This is a genomic window from Campylobacter curvus, from assembly GCF_013372125.1.
In the GTDB taxonomy this organism is placed as follows: domain Bacteria; phylum Campylobacterota; class Campylobacteria; order Campylobacterales; family Campylobacteraceae; genus Campylobacter_A; species Campylobacter_A curvus.
In genome coordinates this window covers 1-14,906 of the sequence record NZ_CP053826.1, presented here as the reverse complement: position 1 = coordinate 14,906, position 14,906 = coordinate 1, and the positions used below count along the sequence as shown (strand labels likewise).

At 41.9% G+C, this 14,906-nt stretch carries 12 protein-coding genes and 1 other RNA gene; 4 read left to right on the top strand and 9 right to left on the bottom strand.

Annotation, left to right across the window (positions count from 1 at the left end; translation table 11 throughout):
• Nucleotides 1-401 precede the first annotated feature (401 nt).
• Together hutX and typA are read right to left on the bottom strand one after the other, a co-directional pair.
• Entirely contained in the window at nucleotides 402-914 is a 513-nt protein-coding gene (gene hutX, locus CCVT_RS00065) for a heme utilization cystosolic carrier protein HutX (RefSeq protein ID WP_018137250.1), read from the bottom strand.
• A gap of 324 nt (nucleotides 915-1,238) precedes the next feature.
• Nucleotides 1,239-3,041, bottom strand: a complete 1,803-nt coding sequence (gene typA, locus CCVT_RS00060; RefSeq protein WP_018137249.1) for a translational GTPase TypA — start codon at nucleotides 3,039-3,041, stop codon at nucleotides 1,239-1,241.
• Between the two features lie 131 nt (nucleotides 3,042-3,172).
• Between typA and fliK the strand changes: the two genes are divergently transcribed.
• Genes fliK through CCVT_RS00045 form a run of 3 tightly spaced genes read left to right on the top strand, consistent with a single transcriptional unit; the run spans nucleotide 3,173 to nucleotide 6,924 of the window.
• Nucleotides 3,173-4,597, top strand: a complete 1,425-nt coding sequence (gene fliK, locus CCVT_RS00055) for a flagellar hook-length control protein FliK (RefSeq protein ID WP_018137248.1) — start codon at nucleotides 3,173-3,175, stop codon at nucleotides 4,595-4,597.
• A gap of 9 nt (nucleotides 4,598-4,606) precedes the next feature.
• Nucleotides 4,607-5,314, top strand: a complete 708-nt coding sequence (locus CCVT_RS00050) for a flagellar basal body rod modification protein (RefSeq protein ID WP_018137247.1) — start codon at nucleotides 4,607-4,609, stop codon at nucleotides 5,312-5,314.
• Nucleotides 5,315-5,322: 8 nt separating this feature from the next.
• Nucleotides 5,323-6,924 carry a flagellar hook-basal body complex protein gene (locus CCVT_RS00045; protein ID WP_018137246.1) on the top strand — a complete coding sequence of 534 codons (1,602 nt, stop codon included), beginning with the start codon at nucleotides 5,323-5,325 and terminating at the stop codon, nucleotides 6,922-6,924.
• 45 nt (nucleotides 6,925-6,969) lie between these two features.
• Here the strand turns inward: CCVT_RS00045 and CCVT_RS00040 are convergent, their stop codons facing one another.
• Nucleotides 6,970-7,413 (bottom strand): copper resistance protein D, encoded by a 444-nt coding sequence (locus CCVT_RS00040; RefSeq protein ID WP_009649513.1) that lies wholly within the window; start codon nucleotides 7,411-7,413, stop codon nucleotides 6,970-6,972.
• Nucleotides 7,414-7,520: 107 nt separating this feature from the next.
• Nucleotides 7,521-7,955, bottom strand: a complete 435-nt coding sequence (locus CCVT_RS00035; RefSeq protein ID WP_018137245.1) for a hypothetical protein — start codon at nucleotides 7,953-7,955, stop codon at nucleotides 7,521-7,523.
• A 114-nt stretch (nucleotides 7,956-8,069) separates the two neighbouring features.
• Between CCVT_RS00035 and ffs the strand changes: the two genes are divergently transcribed.
• Nucleotides 8,070-8,167: signal recognition particle sRNA small type (gene ffs, locus CCVT_RS00030), an RNA gene on the top strand.
• Here the strand turns inward: ffs and CCVT_RS00025 are convergent.
• The 5 genes from CCVT_RS00025 to dnaA all read right to left on the bottom strand — a co-directional run bounded on the left by CCVT_RS00025 (nucleotide 8,154) and on the right by dnaA (nucleotide 14,906).
• The gene (locus CCVT_RS00025) at nucleotides 8,154-9,392 is read right to left on the bottom strand and encodes an HD domain-containing protein (RefSeq protein ID WP_018137244.1); all 1,239 of its coding nucleotides are present in this window, start codon (nucleotides 9,390-9,392) and stop codon (nucleotides 8,154-8,156) included. The two genes, ffs and CCVT_RS00025, sit on opposite strands and share 14 nt — an antisense overlap.
• Nucleotides 9,393-10,034 (bottom strand): preQ(1) synthase, encoded by a 642-nt coding sequence (gene queF / locus CCVT_RS00020; RefSeq protein WP_018137243.1) that lies wholly within the window; start codon nucleotides 10,032-10,034, stop codon nucleotides 9,393-9,395.
• Nucleotides 10,035-10,052: 18 nt separating this feature from the next.
• Nucleotides 10,053-12,365, bottom strand: a complete 2,313-nt coding sequence (gyrB, locus tag CCVT_RS00015; protein ID WP_018137242.1) for a DNA topoisomerase (ATP-hydrolyzing) subunit B — start codon at nucleotides 12,363-12,365, stop codon at nucleotides 10,053-10,055.
• Between the two features lie 9 nt (nucleotides 12,366-12,374).
• The gene (gene dnaN / locus CCVT_RS00010; RefSeq protein ID WP_018137241.1) at nucleotides 12,375-13,442 is read right to left on the bottom strand and encodes a DNA polymerase III subunit beta; all 1,068 of its coding nucleotides are present in this window, start codon (nucleotides 13,440-13,442) and stop codon (nucleotides 12,375-12,377) included.
• A 153-nt stretch (nucleotides 13,443-13,595) separates the two neighbouring features.
• Nucleotides 13,596-14,906 (bottom strand): chromosomal replication initiator protein DnaA, encoded by a 1,311-nt coding sequence (dnaA, locus tag CCVT_RS00005; RefSeq protein WP_018137239.1) that lies wholly within the window; start codon nucleotides 14,904-14,906, stop codon nucleotides 13,596-13,598.

The window sequence follows — 14,906 nt, the reverse complement described above, 5'->3', positions numbered from 1 at the left end:
TTTACTCTTACTTAAAGGCGGTTCGCCGCCTTTTGCTTTTTAAAATTTTAAACTTCATAGAGCGTTTTGTAAAAGTGCAAATTTTTAAATTTACTTATCCTAATAATCAACCTAATAAAATTACGATAAGCTCTGCTCCACTTCGTTTGTAGCTTTTCAAGAAGCAGTTACAAAGCGTCTGTTAGGTTACGAGCAAAGCGGAGTAAAAAATAGTGTCGCTTCATAAGATTTGACTACGCTAGATAAAAATCAACCCTTTTTTAAAACAGAACTTAACGATATTGCCGCTATTTACACCTGAATTAAGCCAAATTAAATTTAATATATTAACGAAGTCAAATTTTAGAGAAAAGCTAGAAAATTTAAGAAAATTTTCTAGCAGATAGAACTAAATTTGGTGATTAAAGCTTAGCCTTAAACTCCTCAAAAGCCTTTACCTGAGTCGGCGAAAGCTCTCTTTTTTCATCGCGAGCGACGTAAATTTTAAAGATATTCTCGCCATTTTTGTCATAAAACTGCACTGATTTCGTCACTAACCCCATAAAAGTCTGTGTAACGAAAAATATCTTCTCTATCGCATCAGCCCTCAAATGACCGCCCAAGATCCCAAGGCCGTGCGACTCCTCGCCTTTTGCACCCATGCCGAAGTTGTAAAAGCCTTGTGCGTTGCGACCGCTTGGTATCTTTGTTCTAAATTCTATGATGAAATTAGGCGTATTTTTGACAAAAAGCACCTCGCCCCAGCCCTCAAGCTCCTTTATAACGTCGCTAAATCTCTTGCCGCCAGCCGCTTTGCAAAGCTCCTCCGGTAAATTTAGCAGCACTTCATAATCGCTGATATTTAGCTCTTTAGCTATCTCGCCCAGTGAAATTTTAGGGTTTTGCGCCAAAAGCGCTTTGATCTTTTCTCTCATATGTTCTCCTTTGAAAATTTCGCCTTATTTTAGCAGATTTTTAATAATTACTATCATAAATTACCCACAAATTTAATGTGCATCTTGTTTGTCTCTTGCTCTAAATATAAATTCGCTAAACGAGATTCTTCTTTTTTGAAATTTCACTCCTAGCTCAATCAGCCTATTTTCAAGCGTCTTTATGACCTAGATCAGACAATTGGCTTCACACAGACCTTTAAATTTTTTGATCTGAGCAAGTGCGGTTTAAGTGGAGTTGCTTTGAGTAAGGCTGCTAGTGCCTTTAGTAGTTTTAAAGCCCTAGCGGGCCTTAAAATTTTAGATTTATATTTTTGCCATTCTTCTGCGCTGAGTAGGGTCGAGATAGCGCTTACGAACGCGGATATTTAGAGGCGTGACCTCGACTAGCTCGTCATCCTCTATCCACTCAAGCGCGCGCTCAAGGCTCAGCTTTCTAGGTGGCACGAGCTTGATCGCATCGTCCGAGCCGCTGGCGCGCACATTGGTCAGGTTCTTGCCTTTTATAGGGTTTACGTCAAGGTCGTTTGGACGGCTGTGCTCGCCGATGATCATACCCACATAGACCTTTGCCTGCGGGTCTAAAAATAATACGCCGCGATCTTGCAAGTTAAATAATGAATACGCCAGCGTTACGCCGTTTTCCATCGATACTAGCGCGCCGTTCGTGCGGTGCTCGACCGTTCCGCTTAGCGGGCGAAATTCCAAAAAGCTATGATTCATCACGCCCTCGCCCTTGGTATCGGTCAGAAACTGGCTCCTAAAGCCGATGAGTCCGCGAGCCGGGATCTCAAATTCTATCCTGGTCTGCCCGTCGCCGGTTGGATTCATCGAGGTCATCTCGGCCTTTCTTTTGCCTAGCTTTTCGATGACCGTGCCGGTGCAATCATCCGGTGCATCGATGACTAAATGCTCGAAAGGCTCGCATTTTACGCCGTTTATCTCTCTTACGATGACCTCCGGGCGCCCGAGTAAAAATTCATACCCCTCACGGCGCATATTTTCCGCCAGGATGGTTATCTGAAGCTCGCCGCGACCGCTTACTTTAAATTTGCCCTCGCCGATGTTTTCATACTTCATCGCGATATTGGTTTTCATCTCGTTTGCGAGGCGCTCGTCGAGCTTATTTGAGGTCACGTGCTTTCCCTCGGTGCCTGCGAGCGGTCCGTCATTTACGCTAAAAACGACGCTTAGAGTCGGCTCCTCGATATGAAGCGGATCAAGCGGCATAGGGTTGCTAGGATCGACAACGCTGTCGCCCACGTCAAGCGCCTCAAAGCCTGCGATCGCGACTATATCGCCCGTGCCAGCTTCGTTGATGTCTTGTCTATCAAGGCCCAAAAAGCCGATGAGCTTTGAAATTCTGCCATTTGTCTTGCTGCCGTCGGCTTTCATCAAAGTCACATTTTGATTTTTTGAAATTCTGCCGTTAAAGATACGCGCGATGCCGATCTTTCCGACGTAATTATCATAATCAAGCGTGAAAACTTGAAGCTGAAGTGGATTTTCGTCGCTACCGCTTGGTGCTGGCACATGAGAGAGGATCGTCTCAAAAAGTGGCTGCATATCGACGTTCTCATCGCTTAAATTTAGCTTTGCGTAGCCGTTTTTAGCCGCGGCGTAAACGACAGGAAATTCAAGCTGGTCGTCATTTGCCTCAAGTGCGACGAAAAGATCGAAAATTTCATTTACTACGCGGTCAGGATCGCCTGCAGGTTTATCTATCTTGTTTATCACGACGATCGGACAAAGTCCCAAAGAAAGCGCCTTTTTGACTACGAATTTAGTCTGAGGCATGACGCCTTCTTGCGCATCGACTAGCAGCAATACGCCATCGACCATTTTTAGCACTCGCTCGACCTCACCGCCAAAGTCAGCGTGTCCCGGGGTGTCGATGATGTTGATTTTGGTATCTTTGTAACGTATGGCGGTATTTTTAGAAAGTATCGTGATGCCGCGTTCGCGCTCGATATCGTTGCTGTCCATTACGCGTTCGCCGATGCTCTGGTGCTCGTTAAATGTTCCTGATTGTTTCAAAAGTTCATCGACCATCGTAGTCTTGCCGTGATCGACGTGAGCTATGACGGCGATATTTCGTATCTTTTCCAAAATTTATCTCCATTTTCTAAAATAGGGGCTGATTATATCTAAAAAATTCTTACAAAAATAATAACTCAAAAATTTAAAATTTGGAACAAAATTTGCATACAAGGCTTTAGTCTAAATCAAAAAGGAACCAAATGCAAGCTTATACGGCAAAAAATAGCGTAGATTTGCTGACGCCAAGCCAGACCAAAAAGCAAGCGCCTAAAAACGATAGCGGTAAAAACGGGAATGGGGGCGACTTTTTATCGATGGTGCTCGATGCCGCCGCGTCAAAGGCGAACGTAGGTGAAAAGATAACTCAAAAAGACGTCAAAGAGATCGTAAAATCAGTAAGCATGCAGCGCGAGCAACAAGATAAGGAGCTAAATGACTCGATGGCTAAAATATCGAGTCAGCTTGATGAAAAGCTCGACGATGACACCAAAAACGAGCTTTATGAAAATGCAAATTTCATGCAGCTTTTGCAGGTGCTTGAAATTTTAAACGGCGATGAGAAAGTCAGCAAATTTCCAAATTTCACCGATAAGATCGCAAATTTCTTAAGTGTGCCTGAAAATGTCAAAGAGCTTAGCGAAGTTAAAAGCGTCAAAGAGCTTATTGATCTGGCCAAGAAATTTGACCTCGGACTTGAAAAGATAAGCATCTCTACGCAGGACGTAGCTAAGCTGGAGGATACGTTTAAAAATTTAGGTAAGAAAGAATTTTTCACGCCCGTAGCTGCAAAACCTCAAAATTTTTATAGTCAAAATCTAAAAAAAGAGGTCGAGCAGACGATAAATCAAAGCCAGGTCAAAGAGCCGCCAAAACTAAACGAGCTACTTCAAGAGGTCGCAAAAGAGCCCGCACCAAAGGCTAAGCAAGAGCAAACCGAGCAGACGAATGTAAAAGAGATGATAACGCAGGCGAGTACTCAAAAGGTCAAAGAGGAGCTGACAAAAGAAAAGCCGCAAACGGCTCAAACGCAAAATTTCGCCCCAAAATCGGTAGAAAACGGTGAAAAAACGCAAAAAGCTCCGACATTAGAGTCGCTTTTATACCCTGAGCGCGAGCAAAACGCACAAGAAAGCATGGAACAAAACAGCGGCGAAAGTAAGGGCGATAACGAGCTAAATTCCATGATAAAAGATATCTCGCGAAGCGCGCAGCATCAGATGCAAAACAAAGCGCAGGTGAGGGAGACGCTAAGCAATTTCAGCGAAACGCTAAGAGATCAAATACAAAGCTACAAGCCGCCTATCACGCGCTTTAACATCACTCTAAACCCGCTAAATTTAGGCGAAGTCGAGATAACGATGGTAAATCGCGGCAATAATTTGCATGTAAATTTCAACTCCAACACCGCCACGATGAATCTCTTTTTACAAAATCAGGCGGAATTTAAAAACAGCCTCGTGAATATGGGATTTACCGAGCTTGAGATGAATTTCAGCGATCAAAACGCCAAACGCGACAATAATCAGCAATCAAACAAGAGATACGCACAAGATCAACAAAACGACGATGAGACTGCACAAGCGGAACAAAATTTGCTTGAGCTTGTCATACCAAGATATATTTAGGAGGTTATCATGGCTTCAGTACCAGATGTAACTACGAAAACTACGGAGGCAAGAAACGCCGAGAAAAAGGCTGCGGCAAAGCAAGCGGCGACGGGCACGACGGGGGCAAATCCAAATTCGCAGCTTGATAAGGATGCTTTTATGAAATTATTATTGACCGAGCTTCAATACCAAGACCCTACAAGCCCGATGGATACCGAAAAGATGCTGACTCAAACGAGCCAACTAGCAGCGCTCGAGATGCAAGAAAATACGAATTCCACTATGAGGCAGCTGGTAGCCCAGCTTCAATCAAATGCAAACGCCTACGCGATCTCGGCACTTGGCAAGATGGTATCGACCGGCTCAAACGCCGTCAATATCACCGACGATACCAAAGAGATAAGCAGTGCCCTGTATTTTAAAACCGACGCTACAAAAGGAAAGCTCGAGATCAAAAATGCAAATTCTCAAGTAGTAAGAACGATAGAATTTAAAGACGTAGCCGCCGGCGTAAGCAAGATAGGCTGGGACGGAAAGGATGACGCGGGCAATCAAGTGCCTAACGGATCATACACGATAGAAGCCCAATACGTCGATAAAAACGGCAAATCCTATACCACTCAAGTAGGTCAATACCCTGTCGAAGCGGTAAAATTCGTCGATGGCAAGGCTCAGATCAGGATCGCCGGCGAATACGTCCCTATGGATAAGATCGCAGAATTTTACGAGGCCTAACGATCATGATGCGAGGTTTTTACAACGGAGTCAGCGGCATCAAGACGCAAAGCTTCGGTATGGATGTATGGTCTAACAACATTGCAAATATCAATAATGCTGGCTTTAAGGCTTCGATCCCGGAGTTTAAAAACCTCATAAATCAAAGTGCAGTGTCCGCAGGAAACTACCCTACTACCGACCAAATAGGACTTGGTGCGGTCAAACAAACCACGGCTTTAAAAATGAGTAACGGCGGCTTTCAAACGACGGATAAAAATTTCGATCTAGCTATCGGCGGAAAGGGATTTTTTGGCGTTACGGACGCAAACGGTAAAATTTACTACACTAGAACAGGCAGCTTCAACATCGACGCAGCTGGAAATTTAGTCAATAATAACGGAAATTTACTACTTGGGACGCTCGCAAATTTCACTCCGACTACGCCCAGCCAAAACGCCTTGAAAAAATTCGGCCAAAGCCAAAACATACCTCAAGCCTTTACGCTATCTCAAACCGATATTAGCTTAGCCGCCGAAGGAGCGCAAACGGGTATAAAGCTACCTAAATTTTTATATTTGCCCGCCGAAGCGACGACAAAGGTAAATTTAAAAGGCAACCTCGACTCAAGCCTGATAACCAGCCAAACCAGCACCCAGTTAGACAGCACAAGCTACACATACACGCTGGATAATGCGAACAAGACCATAAGCTTCAGCGGTCAAGTAACCATAGGCGGTGCAAATTCCGGGCTTAAAAAAGGCGACAGCGTCGTCGTAAAGGTCGAAGATGCAAGCGGTAAATTCAGCGAATTCTCAACTCAGATCGATGAAAACGGCAACTGGAGCCTAAATAATCAAAGCATAAAATACATGGATATGGCCTCTCTTAACGTATCTGCAAAGGCCATCGGAAACATCGAAGTAGCAAACACTCAAAAGCTCACGACCGATCTCTTCAACGCCGACGGCACGAAAAGCTTGCTGACGCTAAATTTGACTAAAAAGATCCCGCAAGCAAGCAACGAAACCGTCTGGAACGCGACTGCGACGATCACAGATAGCGCAGGGAACGTGCAAAACAGTGCCAGCGGAGCTTTGACGTTTGACAGCAGCGGACGGCTCGTGTCAAATACATTAGCCAGCGTCGGCAGCGTAGCTTTAAATTTTGGCGGCAACGGCGATGCGAACGTCTATAACGGCATGACTAGCGCGGCTAATAAAAATAAAAATTTCAACATCACAAGAGACGGCTATGCGGAGGGATTGCTCTCTAAATATAGCATGGACGATAGCGGAAACGTGATAGCGAATTTCGACAACACGAGGACTTTCCCGGTAGCCAAGGTAGCGCTTTATCACTTTCAAAACGAGCAAGGCGTATCAAAAGTAGGCGACAATCTATATGAAGCCACGCCAAATTCCGGTGAGGCTTTCTTTTATAAAAACAAAGCCGACCAGACGATATACGGAGCAAATATAATTGCAAATAAGCTTGAGATGAGTAACGTCGATCTAGGTCAGGCACTGACTGAAGTGATCGTGATACAAAAGGCCTATGACGCAAGCGCTAAAAGCATCACCACAAGTGACGAGATGATACAAACTGCTATCAAGATGAAGCAGTCTTAAATTTAAAATTTAGCCTGTCAATAGCGATAAACAGGCTAAATTTCGTCAAACCATAAACATGACTTTCGCAAAAAGCACTATAAAAAATCCAAATACCAACACGATCTTATGAAAATGCTCGCGCATGAAGCGAGGCGGCTGCTTGCCAAAGGCTTTGTGAGTGAGGTTAAAGATCACACCGCAAGCGATGAGTAAAGCCAAGATCACTTTAGCCATGAAGACCTTTTGAAGCGGAGTCTCAAAGTATCCACCGGCCTTGCTGCCGACCCACGTACTCATCATCATACCGCCAGTCATCACAAGTAGCAGGAGGCAAATCGGCATTATTTTTATAGCTCTTGAGCCGATAGCTTGCTTGACGCGCATAAAGTCATCACCTAAAACGCCCTTAAGACGAGAAAAAATGACCACGTCAAAAAAGACATAGCCAAGAAAAATGATCGCCGAGAAAATGTGAACGATCTTTAGATAATCATACATATCAGACATATTTATCCTTTGAAATTTTCGGTGATTTTAGGGTATTTCACCCTTTTATGCAATGATTTTTATCAACGGCTTAAACTTATAAATTTCACATTAAGCCGAGCGAAATTTTATTTATCAGGTAGATAGATCCTGACCTCATTTATCAAAAACTCATAGACGCGCTGCTGGATGAGTATCTCCTCCTCACACCCGCTCATAAAACGGCGCAAATGAGAGAAATCTATCTTTTTAGCGTATCTGCGGTGGTCTTTTAGCTCTTTATCTATGCTTAAAAGTAGTGCATCAAGCGTTATGTGATCGTTCTTTTTGATCCTTGCGACATACTCTTTTGTAGTTTGTATCAAAAAATCCTTACGCGTCTGATCATTGTCGTAAATTTCGTTTGCTATGTCTGATAGCGTATAAAAGTCGTCCTCATCGGGGTCAAATTTCGCTGATATTATCGCGGCAAAGACCTTTGCACGAAATTCCAGCGACTTATGATGATATACTAAAAATTCCCGAAAAGTCGATAAAAGATGTAACCTAAATTTAAATGCCATCCAAAATTCTCATATTAAAATCAAGCGAATTATATAGTTTTTAAATTTAAAAATAGCTAGAAAAGCGGCATAAATGAAATTTTAAGCATTGTTTTAGTATTATTCGTCCGCTCCTTCTTAGACCTGTGCAATGCCGTTTATGAGCACCGCTTCAGGGTGGGAACACAGCAGAGCACTTGTTTATGGTGTGTGCCGCAGTTATCTGAGAGGGGGTTTCTCCAAACCGAAATGCTCATTGAACTCATCGCAAATTTTTAAAAAATCCACTCCGTCGATCTTTGGTTTTTGACTAAAATTTTTATGCATATTATTAAAGCCGTCAGTCAGTTCCTTTGACTTCACACCGTAGCTTATAGATATGCCAGCCTCGATGTAAGCGGCTAGTTTGTCGCAGTATTTGAGGGCTTTGCCATCTATCGGGTTAAATTTATCCTCGTTTACGTTTTCCATCGTGCCTTCGTGATGAAGGATCTTGCTCTCGTAAATCCTGTTTTCAAACTCATCTTTTATAAATTTCCCGTCTTGTTGGCGGATGCCTAAGATATAGCTGAACTCATCTCTGAAATTTTCAGGCACGAACGGCAAAATTTGCTCGTCTATGAGCCTCATTTCGTATTCGCTGATTATTTCATTTAGCCCTTTCACACCGTATTTTACAGGGCTTATGATATCTCTTGTGAGGCTTTCTGGCAGGTCGTGAAAAAGCGCACAAAAGAAGTTATTTTCCAAGCGTTTTTTACAAGCTTTCACCTCGAGCGAATAAAAATAACTCAAAATCGCCACTACAAGCATATGGCCAAGCACGGCAGTCTCAGGGATACGCGGTGTTTGTGCCCAGCGCTTTTGAAAGCGTAGTCTGCCGCTAAGATCGACTAGGCGGGCTAGTTTTTGATTCATCGCGATCTTGCGAACGCCTATTAGCTCAAAATAATCCTCCATCTCCTCCTCGACCTTGCGCTTTAGCTCGTCGATATCGCTTAAAAACTGGCTCGTTTGATAAACGATGGAAAACTCCCAGCGCGTGGCAAGATAGCTTGCAGCCTTTAATATGAGCCTCTCTTTTTCATGCTTTTTATCGCTTTTGGTTAGGAAAATTTTAAGACGGTTTAAGAATTCTCCGTCCTCGATATCTTTTGTCAAATTTTCAAGATTGCTTAAAACCCAAGCATTTACCTGTTCTTTTTTACTCTTTTGGATATGATGAAACACATCCGGGCGTATGTCGGTCACCACGACACGGCTTAAAAATTCAAATATCCCGGCCTCGATCATATAGTTCATATCGATATCGCGTTCTAGCTTTGCGATGAAATAAGCGATGATAAATTTATGCGCCTGTTTATCGAGCTCGACTAGATTTGTCATCTTTGGATAATCATTCCAGCGCGATATGGACGCGGCTTTAAAGATATGCTCGATCAGCTCGGGGCTTATCATTTATTTTTCCTTTTTGACGACACGAGGCTTTTTATCGCCCTCATAGCTTATCTTTCTAAAGCCGTCTTTATTTGCAGCTCTTTTTGGCTTTTCATCGCTAAATTTCCTAGTCGAGCTTTTAGCATTATCTCTGCCGGAGCTTCTTTTACCGCTGTCACGCTCGTTTATGCGTCTAGCTGCGATACGTTTGCTATCATTAAAAGATTTGAATTCTCTTACCGGTTCTAAATTTTCACTCTTTTTAAGGATACTCTCAGAGCATACTTCGATGATCGTATGCACGTTGCCACGCGGGTTGAAATCGCCGATTATCTTCATAAATTTTGGCTCGAGCTTCATAAAAAGTACATCGTAAATTTCGTTTATACTATCCTCATGGCTGATATTACGGTTCATAAAGCTGTTGATGTAAAGTTTGATCGCTTTTAGCTCGACTACCAGCTTATTTGGGATGTATTCAAGATATATCATCGCAAAGTCAGGATATCCGGAGCGCGGGCAAAGACAGCAAAACTCGGGCAGAGTGATCTTTATAGTGTATTCACGCTCGTGCTTATTTTCCCAGACTTCAAGGTCGGTTTGCGGGTTGAATTCTTTTAAAATTTTCTCGCCGTATCTCATTTGGTTTTGCTCTTCGCTCATTTTTTACCCTTTTAAATTTTAAATATCAAGATGTTTGACATCTTTAGCGTGATCTTGGATGTAGTTCCTACGCGGCTCGACCTCATCGCCCATGAAAAGGTTGAAAGTATCGCTAGCGCTTATAGCATCTTCTATGCTGATTTTTAGCAAGCGGCGATTTTCAGGGTTCATCGTAGTTTCCCAAAGTTGCTCCGGATTCATCTCACCAAGACCTTTATAACGCTGGATATATGCGCCTTTTTTGGCATTTTTCTCTATCTCATCTAAAATTTCGATCACATCTTTTTTGAAATTTATCTCCCGTTCTTTGATCTTTTGATTGATATAAACGGCCTCTTCGTAGAGTGGATTTGTAAAGAGCCCTTCGTTTACGATAAATTCTTCCAGTCCGCTCTCGGTTTGAACGTAAATTCTGATCTCATCGTCATTAACGTAAGAATTCAAGATATTGTGTCCCTGATCTTTTAAATAGCTCTTTAAAATTTCAAAAATTTCAGGATAGCTCTTTGAAACGATGTCAGGATTTTCGATCATATAGCGAATCGCACTAAGCACGTTAAAACGCTTTTCAAGTTCTTTTAGCACGCTTCTGTAAGCTGCGACGATCTTTAAAAAATCGATGAGATCGGCGTTTCCGATACCTTCAAATTCCACGCCCTCAATGCCGGTTTCGATTAAAAATTCATTCAAGGCTTTTTCATCTTTTAGATAAATTTCCTTTTTACCCTTTTTGTAGCGATAAAGCGGCGGCTGAGCGAGATATATGTAGCCGTTATCCACGACTTGATGTAAAAATCTAAAAAAGAATGTGAGAAGCAGCGTCTGGATGTGGCTGCCATCGACGTCGGCATCGGTCATTATGATGATTTTATGATAGCGAAGCTTTTCCGCGTCAAATTCATCTCCGATACCACAACCTAGTGCTGTTATCATATTTTTTATTTCATCGGATTTTAAAATTTTATCGAGGCGCGATTTTTCGACGTTTAAAATTTTACCTTTTAATGGCAAGATCGCCTGAAATACGCGGTCGCGTCCTTGCTTTGCCGAGCCACCCGCAGAGTCGCCCTCCACTAAGTAAAGCTCGCTTATACTTGCGTCCTTACTTTGGCAGTCGGCAAGCTTGCCAGGTAGCGTTCCTACGCTAAGTCCCTCTTTTTTACGCGTTAGATCGCGTGCTTTTTTAGCCGCTTCGCGTCCGCGTGCCGCCATCAGCGCTTTATTCATTATAGCGCGCGCTTCGATCGGATTTTCTTCAAAATACTTACTTAAAACGTCAAAAACCATCTTTTGAACGATAGGTTTAACGTAGCTTGAACCAAGTTTGCCTTTCGTTTGTCCCTCAAACTGCGGCTCCGGTACTTTTACACTTATAACCGCGATAAGGCCCTCTCTGATGTCATCGCCGGTGATCTTAGTATCTTTCTCACGCACAGCGGCGTTTGCAGCGATGTAGTTTGTGATGACGCGAGTTAGACCCGCACGAAATCCCGCCTCATGTGTTCCGCCATCCGGAGTTTTGATATTATTTACAAAGCTTAGTAAATTTTCACTGTAAGTGTCGTTATACATAAGCGCGAAATCGACCATCACGTCTTCTTCACCACCACTAAATGACACGGCTTTGCTCACAGCCTGAGCTTTATTCATATCAGTTACGAAACTTTCTAGCCCACCTTCAAAATGATAACTCTCATTAAATCCGTCTCTTTGATCTTTAAAATTTATCGTTATTTTAGGATTTAGATAGGCTAGCTCGCGAAAGCGTTTGGCTAAAATTTCCCTGTCAAATTCTGTAACCTCAAATATACTATCATCTACGAAAAACTCGACTTGCGTTCCGGTGCGGTTCGTAGTTTTTATCGTCTCAAGCGCAGTTACCGGGATACCTTTTTGAAATTCTTGCCTATAAACGTTTCCATCGCGTTTTATCGTTAGTATGAGCTTTTTTGAGAGTGCATTTACGACCGAGACACCCACGCCGTGCAGACCGCCTGAAACTTTGTAAGTATCTTTGTCAAATTTACCGCCTGCATGTAGCACAGTCAAAACCACAGTCGCAGCCGGTAGATGCTCGGTCGGGTGCATATCTACTGGGATACCTCGCCCGTTATCGGTCACTATACAACTTCCCTCGTTCGTTATTTCGATATCTATCGTGTCACAATATCCTGCCATCGCCTCATCGATCGAGTTATCTACGACTTCGTAGATCATGTGATGAAGTCCGCCGATATTTGTGTCACCTATATACATACCAGGGCGTTTCCTGACAGCCTCAAGACCTTTTAAAACTTTGATATTACCGGCGTCGTAGTGTTTTTCTTCCATAAAATTTCCTTATATATTTATCGGCATTATAACCGTCGTAAGCTCTTTTGAACTCACTATGAATGCGAGATTGCTATCGTTAAATCCAAGCTCAAAATCATCATCCTCTATGCTAGTTAAGAAATCTAGTAAATATCTATTTTTGATGCCTATGAAAATTTCATCTTCAAGCCCTGTTTGATACTCTATCGTTGTCTTTGCTTCGGAGTTATCTTCTATTATGCTCTCAAACGTTATGCTATCTTTTGTAAATGTTATCTTCATCTGATCGCTTAGCATAGAGATAGTCCTGATACCGTCGATCATCTTGTCTCTGTTTAGTTTTAGACGTTTTTTTATCTCTTTTGGCACGACTCGCTCGTAGTCAGGGTATTTTCCGTTTATGAGCTTGGTGAAAAACTCGAAATTTGCACTTTGAGCGATCAAAATATTTTCATCATAATAAATTTCGATCCTGTCAAAAAATAGCTTTTGTATCTCATTTATCGCTTTTTTAGGGATTATGATAGAAAATTCTCTCTCGGTTGGAGTTTCAAATTTAAATATACTAAGTCTTTTCGTATCGGTCCCTACGATGTTTATGAAATTTTGTCTTATATCTAAAAGCGCTCCGTTTAGCTCGAATTTTGGATTATTGCTATCGATGCTAGGTAAAATTTTCTTTAAGCTTCGTCCTAACATCACCGCATCTACGTCAAATTTTGACTTTCCTTCACTGCTTGGAAAGTCAGGAAAATCTTCAAATTTATACATCGGAAGCTTATATTTTGAGTTTTTTTGCTTGATATAGAGATAGTTATTTACGGTTTCTAGTATGACTTCATCGTCTTTTAGGCTTTTTATGATATCAAGCAGCTTTTTACCGTTTGCAGTAGCGTAGCCCTCGTCAGTTATTTTGACGTTTGAAAGCTTATAGGCAAGTCCTATCTCGTGATCTGTAGCTCTTATGTTTAAAACTCCATTTTTAGCCGCTATGTAGATGTGAGATGTTATAGCGCTCAGGTCTCGTTTTTCCAGATACGGGTTCGTATTTGTGACTATACTTTCAAGGACATTTTTGTTTATCAAAACTTTCATATGTTTTTCCCCTTTATTTTTAAATTTCTTTTAGTAGCATTAGTAGGCGTCGTTAAAATGTGAAAATCACTTTTTTTTCCTAGAAAATCGATATTTGATATGTGAAAATAGTCATTTTGTTTTTCACAATTATTCACGAATTTCATTTTGTAATCATCCTTTTGTCAAAATTTTATTTTTGAGTTCGCTCACTCGAAGGTTGAAAATTTCGTTGTTCTCGATGAGCTCGTTTATTTTTTTTATGTTGTGACTGACTGCGCTGTGGTCTTTCATACTAAAATAGTTTGCGATCTGAGGCATGGAATTCGTCGTCAGCATCTTTGCCAGATATATGACGATACGGCGCGCTTCTACGATGTTTTGGACTCTTGATTTGCTTTTTATATCGCTTGGTTTGATGTTTAGCTCTTTACTGACGACTTCTATTATGTTTTCTAAATTTATATTTTCACGTTTTTCTTTTATGAGGTCGCGCATCACGTTTTTGGCAAAGTCCAGCGTTATCTCCTGGCGCATCAAATTTGCATAAGCGTTTAAATTTATGATCGCACTTTCGATCTCGCGGATATTATCGCCCATATTTGTCGCGATGTAGTTTATTACGTCTTTGTTTAGATAAATTTTGTCAAATTCACATTTTTTTTGGATAATGGCTATTTTGGTATCTAGCTCAGGTGGCGTGATATCGGCCATTATTCCCCATTCAAAGCGCGTCCTGAGCCTATCTTCAAAGCCTTTTAAAAGCTTTGGCTGACGATCGGAGGTCATCACGATTTGTCCGTTTTTACTGTGAAGTTCGTTAAATGTGTGAAAAAATTCCTCTTGAATTTTGTCTGTTTTTCCTAAAAATTGCACATCGTCGATCAATAAAACGTCGCAGTTTCGGTATTTTTCACGAAAGCGCTCCATCGAGTGGTTGTTTATGTTATAAGTAAAATCAGTCATAAACTGCTCGCTAGTCACGCAAATAACGACTTTGCCTTGATTTAGGCAAAAATTTCCGACTGATTGTAAAAGGTGAGTTTTACCAAGTCCGGTCGGTCCATAGATGAATAGCGGATTATAAATTTTACCCGGTTGTTCGGAGGCTGCTTTAGCGCTTAAAAATGCGTATTCATTCGAGCCGCCGACGACGAAATTTTCAAATGTATAAGCCGGGTTTAAAAGCGTGCTTTGAGCTTTTATCTGTTTGATATTGACTTGATTTTGCTTTGAACTTTTTAGCCTCGTTTGCGTCGTGATCTCGATATTTGGCTTTATCCCCGTTTTGACCTCGAAAAAATGGGCGATCTTGGCTGCGTATTTTGTTTTTGTAAATTTTGCTATCAGCTCATTTGGTGCGTTGAATACGACTGTTTCGTCGCTCGAAGCCTTTTCGTTGAATTTTAGCTGTTTTATGTAGTATTCGTATTCGTTTGGCGATATTTCGGCGCTTAAGAGTTCCAAGACTTCGTCTGCTAGCAA

Coding starts and splice junctions, on each gene's coding strand:
- hutX (WP_018137250.1), bottom strand. CDS start 914: ATGAGAGAAAAGATCAAAGCGCTTTTGGCGCAAAACCCTAAAATTTCA.
- CCVT_RS00050 (WP_018137247.1), top strand. CDS start 4,607: ATGGCTTCAGTACCAGATGTAACTACGAAAACTACGGAGGCAAGAAAC.
- CCVT_RS00045 (WP_018137246.1), top strand. CDS start 5,323: ATGCGAGGTTTTTACAACGGAGTCAGCGGCATCAAGACGCAAAGCTTC.
- fliK (WP_018137248.1), top strand. CDS start 3,173: ATGCAAGCTTATACGGCAAAAAATAGCGTAGATTTGCTGACGCCAAGC.
- CCVT_RS00040 (WP_009649513.1), bottom strand. CDS start 7,413: ATGTCTGATATGTATGATTATCTAAAGATCGTTCACATTTTCTCGGCG.
- CCVT_RS00025 (WP_018137244.1), bottom strand. CDS start 9,392: ATGATAAGCCCCGAGCTGATCGAGCATATCTTTAAAGCCGCGTCCATA.
- queF (WP_018137243.1), bottom strand. CDS start 10,034: ATGAGCGAAGAGCAAAACCAAATGAGATACGGCGAGAAAATTTTAAAA.
- CCVT_RS00035 (WP_018137245.1), bottom strand. CDS start 7,955: ATGGCATTTAAATTTAGGTTACATCTTTTATCGACTTTTCGGGAATTT.
- gyrB (WP_018137242.1), bottom strand. CDS start 12,365: ATGGAAGAAAAACACTACGACGCCGGTAATATCAAAGTTTTAAAAGGT.
- dnaN (WP_018137241.1), bottom strand. CDS start 13,442: ATGAAAGTTTTGATAAACAAAAATGTCCTTGAAAGTATAGTCACAAAT.